Genomic DNA, 16,332 nt, shown 5'->3' with positions numbered 1-16,332 from the left:
GTGTCCTTTCCGGTGCGGCTAGCGGGCAGTCGATGCCAGCTGTTTCACGTGTGCTGAGGTGTCCTTGAGCATGTCGTCCAGGCTGCTCCGGCCGAGGAAGAAGTCGTTGAACTTGCCCAGGATGTAGTCTTGTGGGTCGTACGGCAGCACCGGTGTGAGCCGCACGTACTTGGTCTGCGCGCCGACCGCGGTGAGATAGTCCTCGACCCGTTTGTCGCCGACTCCGCTGTAGTAACCGGCCGGCGGGTCGCCGAACGGGTAGACCCGGATGCTGCGGATGTAGTCCTTCCGGCGAGTGTCGTCGAACAGGAACTGCAGCAGCGCGTACGCGCCCTTCTTGTTCTTGCTTTTGCTGGAAATCGCGTAGTAGCCGCAGCCGCCGACGACGAACGTGCCGGCCGGACCCTTGGGCAGGTCGAGCACCCGGAATCGGGTGGCGTAGGCCTTCTGCTGAGTGGGACTGATGTTGGCCATCCACTGCAGGGCGGATTTTCCTTGCAACATCAGGTCATTCCAGGCGTCCTGGTCGCTGTAAAGGCCCATCGGGGTGGTAGCGCCGGAATCGACCAGTTTCTTCATGTGGGTCAACGCGGCACGACCCTGCGCACCGCCGAAGCCGATGTCGTTCTTGTCTTTGTTGACAATGTCGGCGCCGTACGCCCAGAGATAGTTCCAGATGTAGTTCGTTTCGGCGCCGGTCGAGCCGGCCCAGGTCATCCCCCAGTGGGCGATGTTCTTCGGGTCGAAGCCGGCCTCGCCGAGTCGTTTGCCGGCCTTGTCGAAGGTCAGTTTCCGGGCGAACGGGATGATGTCCTCGTACGTCACCGGGAGGGTCGGCTTGCCGGCCTTTTCCCAGATCTCCTCGTTCAGCGTCAGGCCGAAATGGCCGGCCGCGAACGGCACACCGAAGCGCTCACCGTTGGGTCCCGAGCAGCCGTCGATCGCGCTCTGTGGCACATTCTGGAAGTATTTTTCCACGCCTGGGTCGATTTTGCGTAGGTCAGTGAGCGCGCCGGTGCCGCGGAACTTGTTCATCCACGGCAGGATCTCGTACGCCACATCGGGCGGGTTGCTGCCGGCGTAACCGGCGGTGTATTTCGGCAGCGCGCTGTCCCACGGGATGATCAGGAAATTCACTTTGGCGTTCTTGTTGGCCTTGGCGAAGTCCACGATCAGCTGTTTGTTGTATGACTGCTCGAAAGGCAGGTCGCCGACCGGCGTTTTCCAGAACGAGATGCCGCCGTCGCCGGCCGCGCCGCAGCCGGCCAAGCCGGTCATGCCAAGCGCCCCCACCCCGGCCGCGGCGGCGAGGAATCCGCGCCGGCTCAACCCGAGCTCGCGCGAAGGTTCAGAGATATCCATCTGCGACCCCACGACCCATCACGGCGGCACCTAGTTTCGAAATAGCGTAAACGTTTTCCGATAGTCCGAGATAGTAGGGCCGCCGAAGGTGGCTGGCAAGACCCGCCCGGAGCGCGATGAGTTCTCCGATCGGCCCGGGTCGTAGTTGTAACACCGAACGTCGACGGCTAAAGACTGGATGACAATGGCTACCAACGAGGAACAAATCCGGACATTGATCGAGCGCTGGGCCGCCGCCGTACACGCAGGGGACATGGCCGGAGTGCTCGCGGACCACACCGACGACATCGTTATGTTCGACATACCTCCGCCGTACGAAGGTGTCCGTGGCATCGACGCCTACCGCGAGACGTGGCCGGGCTTCTTCGAGTGGCAGCGCATTGCCTGCTTCGAGATCGAGTCGCTGGAGATCGTCGCCGGCGACGACGTCGCTTTCGCATACGCCCTCTTGCTGTGCGGCGCGCCGGCACACCTCGCGGCCCATCCAGAGCACCGGGTGTGGCTAACTTTGGGGCTACGTAAGGAGAACAGCGTTGGGTTGTCGCGCACGAACACCACTCGTTCCCGGACGCCACCCCCGACGACACGGCCGGCGGCTGACCGTCGTCTTCCTTAATGCCCGATGGTGAGGGAACACTCTCACTAGTCGAGCGAGGAGTGCTGATGGCCGTACGAGCGGGCAGCGGATACCGGTACGAGCGTGTTGGCAAGGCGCTGGTCGGGATGCTCCAGCGGCTGGGGCATCCGGCCGCTGGGACGGTGACGACGGCGGAGGTGCGCCCTTGGGATGTGCGTACGCTGCGCCGACACCGCTATTGCCTGCTGGTCACCTATCGCGCGGACGGGACCGCGGTGCCGACGCCGGTCTGGTTCGGCGCGGCCGGCGACCGGGTCTACGTGGAGACGGGCATCGACGCGTACAAGACCCGCCGGATCCGTCGGGAGCCGGCCGTCCTGGTGGCGCCCTGCACGAGCCGTGGCCGGCCGACCGGCCCGCCGATGGCTGGTGTCGCGCGGGTGCTCGATCTGGCCGAAGGCGCCGCGGTGGAGCGGATCATCCAGGCCAACAACGGCCTGGTCCGGCGGCTGTACACCAGCCTCCTGGACGGGCCGGACACCATCGCCTATCTGGAGATCGGGCCGCGCTAGTCGGTGGTGGCGGGCACCGGGGTGCTGGCCTTCAGTGCCGCCTGCTCGACCTCCAGCACGGACTCGCTGTGCCGCTCGGCCTCGTGCGCGGCGCGGCCGCCGCGGGCGCCGAAGAGCCGCTTGGTCCACACCAGGTAGATGACCGCGACGATGTTGATCAGCAGCGCGCCGATCCGGATCACGGTGATCTTCTCGATCAGCTCGTAAATCTCCAGCGGCAGGAACAGCGACGTGCCGATCACCGCCACGTACTCACCCCAGCGTTTGAGCAACCAGAGGCCGGTCGCCTCGGTCAGCTGAAGCAGCGCGTACAAGAGCACGCCGAGAGCGATCCAGATGAGTGCGTTGGCGCTGACCGAGAACGCGCCCTCGATCAGCCGCACCGGGCCGGCGTTGGTCAGGTCGTAGCCGATTTGGTCGGCGAGCGGCTTGACCAGCGGAAGATACTGCTCGAAGGCCATCTGGAGGGAGCCCTTGACCGTCCGGAACTCGAAGACGCCATAGGCCGCCAGCAGCAACAACAGGCCGCGGATCGCCCGCTCGGCGGACAACAGCCGCAGGATCACCGCGTCGCGTAGGGCAGGGCCGCGCAGCACGATCGGCGCCTCGTTGGCCGGCCCGGTCAGCTTCGGCTCGCTCAGCACGAAGTCGCCGCACCGCAGGCAGCGCCAGACCGTACCGATCGCGGTGTCGGCGGTCAGCCGGTCGGCCAGGTCCGTCTCTGTTGGCCGGTACGTCAGATGTCCGCGCCGGCCGCAGGCCCGCAAGCTCCAGTCCACTTGGCCAGGGTAGAGGTCTGCTTTTGCGGGGCCGTACCTGCCGCCACCTGTTTGCGCGATGGGGCGCCGGCCGGCCGATGGATCGCGACTCGACTCCTGGCTGATCGATCCGCCACCCTGTCAATCGACTGGCCTAGGGTTGCATCGTGGAATCCGGGGCTGGCCTGCCGTTCGATCCGATCCAACGCGCCGGCGACATCTGGGCCCGCCGGTACGGGCCGGCCGAGGCGATGCGAGTCGCCACGTCGGTGATGCGGGTCCAGCAGATCCTGCTCGCCCGCTATGACGCGGTGCTGCGTCCGTACGAGATCACCTTCGCCCGTTATGAGGCGTTGGTGCTGCTGGACTTCTCCCGTACCGGCTCGCTGTCTCTGAAGACGATCGGCGAGCGCCTGCAGGTGCACCCGACCAGCGTCACCAACATCATCGACCGGCTGGTCACTGCCGGCCTGGTCGCACGCCGCCGCAACCCGGACGACGGCCGCGGCGTCCTCGCAACGCTCACCGACACTGGCCGTGACGTGGTCCGCCGGGCGACCAAGGATCTGATGGCCATCGACTTCGGCCTGGACGCGCTCGACGACCAGGACCGTTCGTTGCTCTTCGAGCGGCTTCGGGACGTACGGTCCGCGGCTGGTGACTTCACCTCGTCGGAGTGATCCAGACGCCGACGAACGGGAGGGTGAGGGGTGCTGGACTACGACGCCGAAGCGGCGCGGTACGACGCGACTCGCGGTGGGCTTCCGAGGGCGCGCGAGGCGGCCGGCGCGGTTGGCCGGTTGTTGCCGGCGAGCACTCGGACGCTGGTGGACGTCGCATGTGGCACTGGCTTCGTGACCAGCGAGATCGGCGGCGTGCGAGCGGTCGGGATCGACTTGGCGGCGGGGATGCTGCGGATCGCGGCGGCCCGGCTCGGCGGGCGGGTCGTACGGGCAGATGCGCGGGCGCTGCCGTTCGCGGACGGTTCGGTGGACGCGGTGACGATGATCTGGCTGGTTCACCTGCTGGACGACCCGGGGCCGGTGCTCGCCGAGGCGGTCCGGGTCGTTCGGCCCGGTGGGGTGCTCGTGTTGACGGTCAACAAAAACGATGGCCACTTCGAAATGGACAGCGACCTGGCGGCGAGCCTGGCCCGCGCGAGACCAGACCGGGCGAGGCACGTGGAGTTCGACGACTTCGCCACCGTGACCGGCCTGCTCAGGGGGTTGGAGTTGGTGGGTGAGACGACCTTCAGCGGCGTCGGGCAGGGCGTTGCGCCGGCGCAGTGGCGCCGCTGGTTGGCCGCCGGCACCATCCGTTGGATGCGTACGATGACCGCCGATCAGGCGGCTGAGCTGGACAGATCGCTTGCCGCGCTGCCCCATCAGGAGGTGGCCCGGGCCGATCCGCGCTACCGGCTGGTGGCCTTCGGGCAGCCTCTGAGAGATAGGTCGCATCCCACTGGCTGAAATTACTAGGACATCCTAGTATTTTCTCAGGAGGCATGCGATGAGTGAAGAGATCGAGGCCGGGCGGAGACGCTGGCGGGAGCGGTACGAGGCGTCAGCGGTCCGGGACGCCGACTTCAGCACGCTGTCCGGGATGGAGGTCGATCCCGCGTACGGGCCGCCCGAGGGTGCCGACGTGCCGGACTTCGAGCGGATCGGCTGGCCGGGGGAGTTCCCGTTCACCCGCGGCCTCTATCCGACCGGCTACCGCGGCCGCGCGTGGACGATCCGGCAGTTCGCCGGGTTCGGCAACGCCCGGCAGACCAACGAGCGCTACAAGATGATCCTGCGCTCCGGTGGCGGCGGTCTCTCGGTGGCATTCGACATGCCGACGCTGATGGGCCGTGACTCGGACGACCCGCGCAGCCTCGGTGAGGTCGGGCACTGTGGGGTGGCGATCGACTCGCTGGCCGACATGGAGGTGCTGTTCGACGGCATCGCGCTGGCGGACACGACCACGTCGATGACGATTTCCGGCCCGGCGGTGCCACTTTTCTGCATGTACGTTGTCGCCGCCGAAAAGCAGGGCGCTGACATCTCCAAGCTCAACGGCACCTTGCAGACCGATATTTTCAAGGAATACATCGCCCAGAAGGAATGGCTGTTCAAGCCGGAGCCGCACCTGCGGCTGATCGGCGACCTGATGGAATACTGCCAGGCGGAAATTCCCGCGTACAAGCCACTTTCGGTGTCCGGCTACCACATCCGCGAAGCCGGCGCGACCGCCGCGCAGGAGTTGGCGTTCACGCTCGCCGACGGTTTTGGTTATGTCGAACTCGGCCTGTCCCGTGGCCTGGACGTCGAAAAGTTCTCGTCGGGTCTCAGTTTCTTCTTCGACAGTCACATCGACTTCTTCGAGGAGATCGCGAAATTCCGGGCCGCCCGGCGGATCTGGGCGCGCTGGATGCGCGATGTTTACGGCGCGAAGACAGCGAAAGCGCAGTGGCTGCGGTTCCACACCCAGACCGCCGGTGTCAGCCTGACCGCGCAGCAGCCGTACAACAATGTCGTACGCACCGCGGTCGAAGCCCTCGCGGCGATCCTCGGTGGCACGAACTCGTTGCACACCAACGCTTTGGACGAGACGCTCGCGCTGCCCACCGCCGAGTCAGCCGAGATCGCGCTGCGCACTCAGCAGGTGATCGGCGAGGAGACCGGCGTGATGAATGTCGCCGATCCACTCGGTGGTTCCTGGTACGTGGAGGCACTGACCGACAAGATCGAGGCCGAGGCCGAGAAGATTTTCGCCCAGATCATGCGAATGGGTGGCGGCGACGAGAAGCAGCACGAGATCGGTCCGATGACGTCCGGCATCCTGCGGGGCATCGAGGACGGCTGGTTCACCGGCGAGATCGCCGACTCCGCGTTCACTTACCAGGTAGCGATGGAAAAGGGCGACAAGCGGATCGTCGGCGTCAACACCAACACCGACACGATCACCGGTGACCTGGAAATCCTGCGGGTCAGCCACGAGGTCGAGCGCGACCAGGTCCAGGTTCTGGCCGATCGCAAGAAATCCCGCGACGAGCCGGCGGTACGAGCCGCGCTCGCCGAGATGGTGCGGGTGTCGCATACGGATGGAAACCTGCTCCCGCCGATGCTGGCGGCGGTACGACTGGAGGCCACCGTCGGCGAGATCTGCGGCGCGCTTAAAGACCAGTGGGGAGCGTACGTCGAGCCTGCCCGGTTCTGAGCGGACGCGGAAAAGCCCGGCCACAGTGGCCGGGCTTTTCTTCTCTGGCCCTACTTCACCGGGGACAGCGGCGGAGTGTGCGAGTTGGTCGGTGGAACGGCGGCCTTGGTCACCGTCGTCGGTGCGTGCGGGGTGATGCTCGCGCCGGCCGCGGTCTCGCGGGCCAGGAAGGCGCCCAGCTCTCCGATGGTGCTCATCAGCGGGGCCGGGAAGACGACCGTGGTGTTCTTGTCGACGCCGATTTCGACCAGGCTCTGCAGGTTTCGCAACTGGAGTGCGAGCGGGTGGGCCATCATGACGTCCGACGCCTCGCCCAGCGCGGCCGCGGCCAGCGACTCGCCTTCGGCGGCGATGATCTTCGCGCGCTTCTCCCGCTCGGCCTCGGCCTGCCTCGCCATCGCCCGCTTCATGCTGTCCGGCAGTTGGATGTCCTTGAGCTCCACCAGCGTGACGACTACGCCCCATTCCTCCGTTGCCACGTCGAGGATTTCCCGGATGTTGATATTGATCGCGTCGGTCTCGGACAGCGTCTGGTCCAGGGTGTGCTGGCCGACCACCTTGCGCAGCGTGGTCTGCGCGATCTGGTTGATCGCGGCGCCGACGTTTTCTATCGCTACCACGGATTTCACCGCATCCACGACGCGGTAGTACGCGACCGCGGACACGTCCACGCTGACGTTGTCACGGGTGATTATTCCCTGCGACTGAATGGGCATCGTGACAATTCGCAGGGACACCCGACGCAGCACGTCCACGCCGGGCACGATGACGGCGAGCCCGGGTTTGCGGATTCCCTGGATCTTGCCCAGCCGGAACAGCACTCCCTGCTCGTACTGGGTGACGATGCGAAGTGACCGGGACAAATAGATGAGTGCGAGCACCACGATGGCGGCCAACAGGATCAGTGGCAGTTGCATGAGATTTCCTTTCCGGCGAACTAAGCCGCGGCGGTGCGAAGGTGGCCGCCGTCGGATTCCCACCGGTCCAGCGCGGCAGGATCGGTCGTGTTCACGGCAGCGAGGATTTCGGGGGTACGTAAGGTGTTCGTGGGATCCGAGGCGGCAGCCATCGCCGCCGCGGCGGCGGCCTTGGACAGAGTCGGCGGAACGACCAGCAGGTCGACCCGGTCACGGCCGCTGTTCGTGGTGGTCAACAGGCCAGCGGGACCGGAAGTGAACCAGCCCAGCCGGATCACTCGGCCGTCCACGGTCATCCGCCGCGGCTGGCTCCGCCAACCTTCGGCCTGCAGCATGAGATGGGTGATCCTGCCGCGGCTGACCTCGACGGCGCGGATCAGCGGCGGCAGCTCGGCGACCGGATCGGCCGATCGAGGCCACCACGCGCCGTCCAGCGGACCCATGGGGGAGCGTGGCGGTTCCAGGCGTAGCCGTGTGGATGTGCTGTCTTCAATTGTCATTCTCGGTCCTTCTGCCGGCCGGGGCCGTGCCGTCATCGACGAGGAGTGCGTACGGCACGGCGCGATGGCGCGATCCGTGCGATGAGCGTGGCGACGACTCTCGCGGCCTTGGCGGTCGCCGATCCGACCCACTCCGTCGTACGGCGCAGTGGTCCTGAGCGAGGATCTCGGACATCCGGATGGGTACGAACGCGGACGGCTATCACAAATCCCACCACTTTCCTCAGGCCGGCCCGGCAGGGGCACCTCAGGGGTGGGATGTCTTCGCTTCCCGGATGACGTTGACACTACTCCTATAAATTTGCCTGAGCGAGTTTGTGTAAAGTTTTGGCATGCACCGTCGGCCGGACCACTGGGCAGCGGTTCCGGCGACGGTGGGAGAATCGTCCTTATGACTCGTCCAGATCCTCGGCAGGCCGCGGCGATGTCGGCGGCCTTCTCACGAGCGGTAGACCTCTCGTCGTTGGCCGGTCCGGCGGCGGCCCCGGCCGGGCCGGCTGGCAACGGCGCCCGGCACGCGGCACCCGACACCGGCCGGCACCGCGCGGCGGCTCCGGACGCCGCCGCCGACCCGAACGCCCCGCTGACCGTCATCGACGCCACCGAGACCAGCTTCCAGGCTGACGTGATCGACCGGTCGATGACCACGCCAGTGGTGATCGACTTCTGGGCCGACTGGTGCCAGCCGTGCAAGACGCTCTCGCCCACGCTGGAGAATCTCGCTGCCGAGGGTGGCGGCTCGTGGGTGCTGGTCAAAGTCGATGTCGACGCCAACCCACGGCTGTCGCAGGCGCTCCAGATCCAAAGCATCCCGACCGTGATGGCGGTCATCAAGGGCCAGCTCATGGAGGGTTTCCAGGGCGCCATCGGGGAGGCTGAGGCGCGCCAGTTCATCGCCGCGGTCCTGCAAGCTGGCGGTGTCGAGCCGGGCGCTGGCCCGGCCGGCGAGGCCGGCCCGCCGATCGACCCGCGGCTGGAGGCCGCAGACGACCAGATGGCGGCCGGTGACCTGACCGCGGCCAAGGCTTTGTACGAACAGGTGCTGGTGGACCTGCCGAACGACCCGGTGGCCAAGTCCGGGATCGCCCAGGCCGACCTGCTCCTGCGGATCGACGGAGTCGACCTCGCGGCCGCGGTGTCCGACGCCGACGCCGCTCCCGACGACGTGGCCGCCCAGACCCTCGCGGCCGACTCCGAGCTGGTGCAGGGGGAGGCCCCGGCGGCCTTCGCCCGGCTGATCCGGGCCGTACGCCGGACTGCCGGCGACGACCGGGACGCGGCCCGCAAGCACCTGCTGAAGCTTTTCGAAGTCGCCTCGCCGGACGACCCGGCAGTGGCGAAGGCGCGCCGCGATCTCGCGAGCGCACTCTTCTAATCGGAGGCACGTAAATGGCGGACCTGGTGCTCAGCCGGATCTACACGCGGGTTGGCGACGACGGGACGACCGGTCTCGGGGACGGCAGCCGGGTCCCGAAGACGTCGGTCCGGCTCGCCGCATATGCGGACACCGACGAGGCCAACGCCACCATCGGTGTCGTGCTGTCGCTGGGAAATCCGGCCGAGGACGTGCGCAAGGTGGTGATCGAGGCGCAAAACGACCTCTTCGACGTGGGCGCCGACCTCTGCACGCCGATCGTTGAGGGCGACGACCGGCTGCGAATCACCGAGGCGTATGTCCAGCGACTGGAAGGCCACTGTGACACTTTCAACGACCAGCTGCCAAAACTTCGGTCGTTTATCTTGCCCGGCGGTTCGCCCGCCGGTGCGCTGCTGCACGCGGCTCGTACGGTCACCCGGCGCGCCGAGCGATCGGTGTGGGCGCTGCTGGAAGCGGAGCCGGCGGTGACCAACCCACTCACCGGTCACTATCTCAACCGGCTGTCCGACCTGCTGTTTATCCTTGCTCGTACGGCCAATCTGGACACCGGCGACGTCCTTTGGCAGCCAGGTAAGAAAGGCTGATTACTGACCGTTCGACTCGATGACCCCGGACTTGAAGGTCCCGGAGTCATCGACGGCGGCGAGGATCGTTTCCTTCTGTTTGCCGGCAGTGAACTGCACGCCCATCTCGGTGGGCGAGAGCCGGGTGACGCTCACCTGGTAGCCGTCCGCCGGCTCGGTGCCGATCACGTCCAGGGATCCCTTGCTGTATCTGAAAGTCGCCGAGCCATGCTGCGCGGTCACCTGCTGTGTACGCACCACCGGCGGTGGCGGGCTGGGCCGGGTGGAGGGCGGTGGCTGGTGTCCCGATCCTGCTGGCGGCTGCGGACCGCCGGGCGTGCCGTGGCCGGCCGCCGGGCTGCCCGGGCCACCGGCGACCGGAGAGCCCGGATGGCTGGGATCGGGCGTGCCACTGCCAACGCCACTGGGGTCGAGCCGGCCAGTGTCGGCGCCAGCGGCGGACGACTGTGTCCCGGTCGGTTGGGGCGCAGGTTTGGTGTCCGCGACCGCGACCTGGGTCGTCCCTAAAAGCTGTGGCAGGCCGTACCAGATACCGACATTCACCAGAATGCCAACAAGAACAACACCGATCAGGGCCAACCGCCGACTGCCGCTCACGCCCCGGGACCCTACTCGAGCCGGCGATCGCCACCAAACCCCACCTATTGTCGCAATCGACGGTAATGGCGCGATGACGACAAGTGATGCCTCCGGCCTTGTTATGTGGTGCTTTTTGCGAAAAACCACATCTTTAGGGGCTTTTGGACTTCGAGCTTAGGGGACTTTGGCCCTACGGGTACGACTTTGTGGCTCGATCAACGAGAAAGGGCCGCCGCGTCACCGTTGCCGGGGTGACCCTGACGGCATGCAGGACCGAACCAGGAACATTCTCATCGTGGTGATCGCGGCCGTTGTCGGGATCGTGCTGCTGTGCTGTGGCGGCGGCTTTTTCGTTTCGATGATGGGGAACAAGCCGGTGGCTCCGGCGGCGAGCGCCATCCCGAAGCCGTCGCCATCAAAGCCCCCGTCGCCGTCCGCGTCGCCTTCGCCCGTCCGGCCATCTCCCTCCGCGCCACCACCACCACCTCCGCCAGCACCGGTGCCGGCTCGGTCGCTCGCCCCGCCGGCCGCCGGCGCTGGCACCACCTCGGGAGACGGCGGCGGCTCGAGTACGACCGGAGATTCCGGCGAATCCTCGGTGTATTACCAGAACTGCACGGCCGTACGCGCCGCCGGCAAGGCGCCGCTCTATCGCGGCCAGCCCGGCTATCGCTCGGCCCTGGACCGCGACCACGACGGCATCGCCTGCGAAACCTGACCGACGAGGTCGGCCACGCGCGTTAAGGTGGGGGGAAGTTGTCCCGCCCAGGAAGGGAAGACGCGATGGCCGTGCAGTTGAACCACACGATCGTCTGGGCGCATGACAAGAAGGCGTCGGCGCGGTTCATGGCGGAGATCCTTGGCCTGCCAGCGCCGGAGGCTTTCGGGCCCTTCATGATGGTCCAACCGGCGAATGACGTGACGCTGGATTTTCTGGACACCGACGGGGAAGTTCGTGGCCAGCACTATGCGTTTTTGGTGAGTGAGACGGAGTTCGACGAGATCTTCGGCCGGATCACCGCGCGCGGGTTGGACTACTGGGCCGATCCGGGGCACGGCACGCCCGGCGAGATCAACACCAGAGACGGCGGCCGCGGCGTCTATTGGGACGACCCGAACGGCCACAGCCTGGAGATCCTGACCCGAGCGTACGGCAGCGGTCCGGCTTAGGAGCGAGTGCCAGTTCGCTCTGGCGCGGGAGGCGCCGAGCGACCGCGCGGCCGCATACTGCGGTGTGACCGAGAGACTGAGCCGATGGCTGCGGGGGATTCCGCCGGTCGCGGTGGATGCCGCGTTGGTGGTGATCGCGTTCGTCGCCACCGCCGTCCCGGTCGCCGGCTGGCCTACCTGGTGGTCGGTGGGGCTGGCCGTGCTGGCGTCCGTGCCGTTGTTCTGGCGACGCCGGTTCCCGATCCGGACCGGCGCGGTGGTCGGCTGGGCGATTATCGCGCAGGCGCTGGCGAATGTGCCGCCGCTGCTGCCGGTCGGCGGGCTGGTGAGCCTCTACACGGTGGCCGCGTTGAGCCGGCCGCGGGTGCGCTGGTGGGGCGTGGTGGCGACGATCATCGGCATCGCGGTTTCGGTTGTCGTGCCCGGCGAGGACCTGAGCGTGGCGCGCTACCTCGGCGTCGCGTACGTGGCCGCTTACGCGCTGGGCATCAGCGCGCGGGCCCACGCGGCCCAGGCCGCGGTGCTGCGCGAGCGGACCGCCCGGCTCCAGGAGGAACAGGCCGCCGCGGTGATCCGCGAGCGGACCCGGATCGCCCGCGACATTCACGACATTGTCACGAATTCCGTCGGGATCATGGTGGTGCAGGCCGAGGCGGGGCCGTTGGCCGTACGAGCCGACCCTGACCGGGCTGAGGCGGTCTTCGACGCGATCGCGGACACCGGTCGGGCCGCGGTCGGGCAGCTGCGTCGCGCGCTCGGGGCGCTCCGATCGGCGGATGAGCCGGCCGCCCGGCAGCCGCAGCCGGGCATCGATGCGCTGGCTGGCCTGATCGAGCAGACTCGGCGGATTGGCCTGGACGTGTCGGTCGAGGTCGTGGGGGAGGCGCGCAAGGTGCCCGCCGATGTCGATCTCGCCGCGTACCGAGTCGTCCAAGAAGCCCTGACAAACGTGGTCAGGCACGCTCGCGCCAGCCGTGTTGAGGTGTGTTTGTGCTGGTCAGTGGAGGTTCTGCTGGTCGAAGTGCGAGACGATGGGCAGGGCGGCACGGCTTCGGCCGGCGGTGGGTACGGGTTGCTGGGCATGCGTGAGCGAGTGCTGGCCTGCGGAGGCACTCTGGAAGCTGGACAGCGGCCGGACTGTGCCGGGTTTGCCGTCGCGGCGACGCTGCCCATCAGGTAGGACTTGCTCGTGCTTCGCGTACTCGTCGTCGACGACCAGGACCTCTTCCGAGGCGGCTTCAGCATGATCCTCAACGCCCAGCCTGATCTCACCGTGGTGGGTGAGGCCAGCGATGGCGCCGAGGCCGTCCGCGTTGCTCTGGAGGTCCGCCCTGATGTCGTCCTTATGGACGTACGGATGCCGAATGTCGACGGCGTCGAGGCGACTGCGCAAATCTGCCGGCATACCACCGCGAAGGTGCTCGTGCTGACCATGTTCGACCTGGACGAGTACGTCTACGACGCCCTTCGGGCCGGCGCCAGCGGCTTCCTGCTCAAGGACATCCGCCGCGATGAGCTGGTCAACGCGGTCCGGGTGGTGGCCGCCGGCGAGTCGCTGCTGGCGCCGACAGTGACCCGCCGGCTCATCGCCGACCTGGTTCAGCGCGGCCAGCCGGTGCCGCGGTTGACCGCGAAGCTGGCGCACCTGACCGACCGCGAGTTGGCCACGCTGCGGCTCGTCGCGCAGGGCCTTTCCAACGCCGAGATCGCCACCGAACTGACGGTCAGCGAGCACACCGTCAAGACGCATGTCAGCAATTTGCTGACCAAACTCGACCTTCGCGACCGTGTCCAGGCGGTCGTTTTCGCGTACGAGTCCGGGTTGGTCATCGCTGGCGCCTGACCGTTTCCCCTCGCAGATTGAGCCGAGGTTCGCTCCTGTCGGCGATCCGGACGGACCGTCCGCCGGGCCACTATCGGCGTCGTGCCGACTACTTTGGGGAGACCTTTGATGTTCACCTTGACCCGCTGGCGCCGGGCAGCCGCTGCGGCGGCCGGACTGACGTTGGCGGCCGGGTTTTTCACCGCCGGCTGCGGTGCTCCGGCTGACGCCGATGCGCTCACCGCCGGCCAGCGAAACTGTACGATCACCACGTCGGTCGGCCGGATCGCCGGTGTCACGGCCGGAAACCTTTGCACGTACAAGGGAATCCCGTACGCGGCGCCACCCACCGGCGACAATCGTTTCCGGCCACCCCAGCCGGCGGCCCGGTGGAAGGGGACGCTGCGGGCCAGCGACGGCAGCCGGGTGTGCCCGCAATATGCCGACCCGTCTTCGGAGGATTACCCGTCCAACCAGAAGGTCTTCACGAACGAGGACTGCCTCTATCTCAACGTCTGGGCACCGAAAAGCGGCCGTACGCACCGGCCCGTTATCGTGTACATTCACGGCGGCGCAGCGATTTTCGGCAATGCCAACGAAGCCCGCTATGACGGCAGCACGCTGGCCACCACCGGTGACGCGATCGTGGTCACGCTGAACTACCGGCTCGGGGTGCTCGGTTGGACCGAACTCGGTGGCCTGGACCCGAAATACCGCGGCTCGGGCAACAACGGCTTGCGCGACCAGATCGCCGCGCTCACCTGGATCCGCCAGCATGTCGCCGATTTCGGTGGAGACCCGGGGAACGTGACCGCGGTCGGCGAGTCCGAAGGCGCTTTCTCGCTGAGCGCCATGCTCGCCACCGACCACCCGCAGCGACTTTTCCACCGGGCGATCCTGGAAAGCGGCACCGGTTATCTGGATCGGTCGGCCTCGCTGGAAAAGAAGAACACCGCTTCCTTCTTCGCGACAACCGGGATCAAGAGCATCGGTCAGCTGCGGGCGCTCAGCACCGTCCAGCTGCTTGGGCTGCAGGAAAAAGCGCTGGAAGCCTCGGCCGGTGCGATCGGCCGGGCCACGTATTTCGGTGCGTACGTTGACGGGACACTGGTCAAAGCGCCGACGATCGACCGCGTCTCGCAGGGAAATGCCCGCGGTATCGACCTGATCGTCGGCAGCAACCGCGACGAGTTCCGCTATTTCGCTCAGTTCGACCCGCGGGTGCTGAGCATCACCCAACCGCAGTACAGCGTGGTTTTCCCCACCGTACTTGCGAAGCAGCGAGCCGCGATGGTGGCTGCCTACCAGGGCGCCCGGCCGGGAGCCAGTGAAGGCGACATCGTGCTCGCGATGATCAACGACCAGGCAATGCGCGTACCAGCGACCCGCCTCGCCGCTGCCCAGAGCCGCTTCGCTCGCTCGTACGTCTACCAGTTCGACTGGGCGCCGAACAATGCCAAGAGCCTTGGCGCCATTCACACCGCCGAGTTGCCCTTTGTTTTTGGAACCCTGCGATTCACCGGCATTCCCGGCGGCGCCGAGGCCCTGCAGAGCGACCGCACCCGGATCGCCGCCCTGTCGAAGCAAATGGTCACCGCCTGGACAACCTTTGCTCGTACCGGAAATCCAGGTGACCGGTGGCCCACGTACCGGACCTCCACCCGCGCCACGATGATCTGGAACTACTCACCAACCGTCGTCAACGCCCCACGCGACACCGAACGCGCCCTCTGGAACGGTTACACCTTCCCCGCTGTCGACCTCAACACCTAAAAGTCTCCGCGAACTTGACGTTTTCGTTTGTCAACACCGGGCGTGTTGAGACGAAAGCGTCAAGTTCGCGGAGGGCTGAGTGTTAGGACTGGGTGATCTTGCCCAGGGCGTAGGCCTCATCGACGTACCTGGTGAGGAAGGTCCAGGAAACGTTGACGTAGCCGCTGTTGCCCCAGTTGGTGCCCCACGAGTTTTCCAGCGTGACGCCCTGGCTGTTGTACGCGATGACCGCCATCTCGTGGCCACCGGCGACCGGGTCATTCTGGCCAGGCATGTAGCTGTAGTCAGAGGCGCTCTGCGCGTCCAGGTCCATGAAGCTGTTGTGCACCGGCAGGCCGACCGATACCGGCATGCCCTGCGAGATCGACTGCTGGACGGCGGACTTCAGGCCCGAGCCGGTGGACAGCGTGTTGTAGCCGGAAAGCTTGTAGTGAATGGCATTCGCGCGCTCGTTGGAGTCGGGTTGCGTTGTGTAGTCGAAATCGCCCTGCCAGTAATCGGACGCGGTGTCCACGCCCTGGGAGTCGGCCAGGTCCAGCGCGACATTACCGTTTGTACCCTCGTCATCGCCTTGCGCGATTTGCGCGTAGATATACATCGGTGCCATCGGCGAGCCCGAGATTCCCTGTTCGTTCATCAGGATTCCGTAGCCGCTGTGCATCGTTGACCAGGCCACGCAGGAGCCAACCTGGCCTTGGTCGCCGGGTGAGATGGCGTACTGACTGAGGCTGTAGCTGGTCGGCACCGACGCCGATTTGCTTGGCAGGACTGGCAAACCGGTGTGCCGGCTGGGCGCTGCGGGCTGGTCGAGCCGCAGACCCAAGCCGTGGCGTGCGCTCTGGTTCGGCGCGGGGGCGGCGGCCGCGACGGTGGCTGAGCCAAGGCTCAGGCACGCGGCGGTGCCGACGACGGCGATGGTGCGCAGGGCGTACGAACGCATCGGGCGTCCTTTCGGTGATGCGCTGCCGGCGACAGCGCGGGGCGATTTGGGGTATATCTGCCGTTCTGTGTGGCCTGAACCGGAAAACCGCGCACTTATAGAACGTTTTAGTTACGTGACGTGACCGAACTGTTCCAGGGTGCTGGGAAATGTGTGCCGGACGTACGAGATTTCCTTAAGTCCGGCTTATATGCCGTGA

Annotated in this window: 18 protein-coding genes; 12 read left to right on the top strand and 6 right to left on the bottom strand. The window is 66.6% G+C overall.

Features of this window, described 5'->3' with window-relative positions; genetic code table 11:
* Positions 1–18: 18 nt before the first annotated feature.
* Positions 19–1,362: an ABC transporter substrate-binding protein gene (locus tag ABD301_RS03060; RefSeq protein ID WP_344306928.1), complete on the bottom strand. Its 1,344-nt coding sequence runs from the start codon at positions 1,360–1,362 to the stop codon at positions 19–21.
* A gap of 184 nt (positions 1,363–1,546) precedes the next feature.
* Here ABD301_RS03060 and ABD301_RS03055 point away from each other — a divergent pair, with 184 nt between their 5' ends.
* Positions 1,547–1,978: a YybH family protein gene (locus tag ABD301_RS03055; protein ID WP_313885604.1), complete on the top strand. Its 432-nt coding sequence runs from the start codon at positions 1,547–1,549 to the stop codon at positions 1,976–1,978.
* A gap of 47 nt (positions 1,979–2,025) precedes the next feature.
* Positions 2,026–2,511 (top strand): PPOX class F420-dependent oxidoreductase, encoded by a 486-nt coding sequence (locus tag ABD301_RS03050; protein ID WP_344306923.1) that lies wholly within the window; start codon positions 2,026–2,028, stop codon positions 2,509–2,511.
* Here ABD301_RS03050 and ABD301_RS03045 read toward each other — a convergent pair.
* Positions 2,508–3,290, bottom strand: a complete 783-nt coding sequence (locus ABD301_RS03045) for a DUF2127 domain-containing protein (RefSeq protein ID WP_344306921.1) — start codon at positions 3,288–3,290, stop codon at positions 2,508–2,510. The genes ABD301_RS03050 and ABD301_RS03045 overlap by 4 nt on opposite strands.
* 146 nt (positions 3,291–3,436) lie before the next feature.
* Between ABD301_RS03045 and ABD301_RS03040 the strand changes: the two genes are divergently transcribed.
* The 3 genes from ABD301_RS03040 to icmA are packed head-to-tail and all read left to right on the top strand — an operon-like array spanning position 3,437 to position 6,470.
* Positions 3,437–3,949: a MarR family winged helix-turn-helix transcriptional regulator gene (locus ABD301_RS03040; protein ID WP_425551880.1), complete on the top strand. Its 513-nt coding sequence runs from the start codon at positions 3,437–3,439 to the stop codon at positions 3,947–3,949.
* 30 nt (positions 3,950–3,979) lie between these two features.
* Positions 3,980–4,738 carry a class I SAM-dependent methyltransferase gene (locus tag ABD301_RS03035; protein ID WP_344306919.1) on the top strand — a complete coding sequence of 253 codons (759 nt, stop codon included), beginning with the start codon at positions 3,980–3,982 and terminating at the stop codon, positions 4,736–4,738.
* Positions 4,739–4,778: 40 nt separating this feature from the next.
* Positions 4,779–6,470: a coenzyme B12-dependent isobutyryl-CoA mutase large subunit gene (gene icmA, locus ABD301_RS03030; protein ID WP_344306917.1), complete on the top strand. Its 1,692-nt coding sequence runs from the start codon at positions 4,779–4,781 to the stop codon at positions 6,468–6,470.
* Positions 6,471–6,520: 50 nt separating this feature from the next.
* Here the strand turns inward: icmA and ABD301_RS03025 are convergent, their stop codons facing one another.
* Positions 6,521–7,387 (bottom strand): slipin family protein, encoded by an 867-nt coding sequence (locus ABD301_RS03025; protein WP_163567458.1) that lies wholly within the window; start codon positions 7,385–7,387, stop codon positions 6,521–6,523.
* Between the two features lie 20 nt (positions 7,388–7,407).
* Complete coding sequence (locus ABD301_RS03020; protein WP_344306914.1) at positions 7,408–7,887, bottom strand: DUF5994 family protein; 480 nt, start codon at positions 7,885–7,887, stop codon at positions 7,408–7,410.
* A gap of 391 nt (positions 7,888–8,278) precedes the next feature.
* Between ABD301_RS03020 and ABD301_RS03015 the strand changes: the two genes are divergently transcribed.
* A complete protein-coding gene (locus ABD301_RS03015) occupies positions 8,279–9,262 on the top strand; it encodes a tetratricopeptide repeat protein (protein ID WP_344306912.1) in 984 nt (327 codons plus the stop codon).
* 14 nt (positions 9,263–9,276) lie between these two features.
* Positions 9,277–9,849 (top strand): cob(I)yrinic acid a,c-diamide adenosyltransferase, encoded by a 573-nt coding sequence (locus ABD301_RS03010; RefSeq protein WP_163567460.1) that lies wholly within the window; start codon positions 9,277–9,279, stop codon positions 9,847–9,849.
* On the opposite strand, the gene ABD301_RS03005 is transcribed toward ABD301_RS03010, so the two are convergent.
* Positions 9,850–10,446 carry a hypothetical protein gene (locus ABD301_RS03005; RefSeq protein WP_344306910.1) on the bottom strand — a complete coding sequence of 199 codons (597 nt, stop codon included), beginning with the start codon at positions 10,444–10,446 and terminating at the stop codon, positions 9,850–9,852. It lies immediately after the preceding gene.
* Between the two features lie 247 nt (positions 10,447–10,693).
* Between ABD301_RS03005 and ABD301_RS03000 the strand changes: the two genes are divergently transcribed.
* The 5 genes from ABD301_RS03000 (at position 10,694) to ABD301_RS02980 (ending at position 15,193) form a co-directional block, all read left to right on the top strand.
* Positions 10,694–11,146: an excalibur calcium-binding domain-containing protein gene (locus ABD301_RS03000; RefSeq protein WP_344306908.1), complete on the top strand. Its 453-nt coding sequence runs from the start codon at positions 10,694–10,696 to the stop codon at positions 11,144–11,146.
* Between the two features lie 65 nt (positions 11,147–11,211).
* Entirely contained in the window at positions 11,212–11,598 is a 387-nt protein-coding gene (locus tag ABD301_RS02995; RefSeq protein WP_163567463.1) for a VOC family protein, read from the top strand.
* Between the two features lie 64 nt (positions 11,599–11,662).
* Positions 11,663–12,778, top strand: coding sequence for a sensor histidine kinase (locus tag ABD301_RS02990; RefSeq protein WP_344306906.1), 1,116 nt, complete (start codon positions 11,663–11,665; stop codon positions 12,776–12,778).
* A 9-nt stretch (positions 12,779–12,787) separates the two neighbouring features.
* Complete coding sequence (locus ABD301_RS02985; protein ID WP_344306904.1) at positions 12,788–13,441, top strand: response regulator; 654 nt, start codon at positions 12,788–12,790, stop codon at positions 13,439–13,441.
* A 108-nt stretch (positions 13,442–13,549) separates the two neighbouring features.
* Positions 13,550–15,193 carry a carboxylesterase/lipase family protein gene (locus ABD301_RS02980; RefSeq protein ID WP_344306902.1) on the top strand — a complete coding sequence of 548 codons (1,644 nt, stop codon included), beginning with the start codon at positions 13,550–13,552 and terminating at the stop codon, positions 15,191–15,193.
* A gap of 82 nt (positions 15,194–15,275) precedes the next feature.
* On the opposite strand, the gene ABD301_RS02975 is transcribed toward ABD301_RS02980, so the two are convergent.
* Entirely contained in the window at positions 15,276–16,133 is an 858-nt protein-coding gene (locus ABD301_RS02975; protein WP_163567466.1) for a C1 family peptidase, read from the bottom strand.
* Positions 16,134–16,332: the final 199 nt, after the last annotated feature.

Source organism: Fodinicola feengrottensis (assembly GCF_039530045.1).
Taxonomy (GTDB): Bacteria; Actinomycetota; Actinomycetes; order Mycobacteriales; family HKI-0501; genus Fodinicola; species Fodinicola feengrottensis.
Note: the sequence above shows the minus strand (reverse complement) of the source record. Positions and strands in the feature narration are given on the sequence as shown.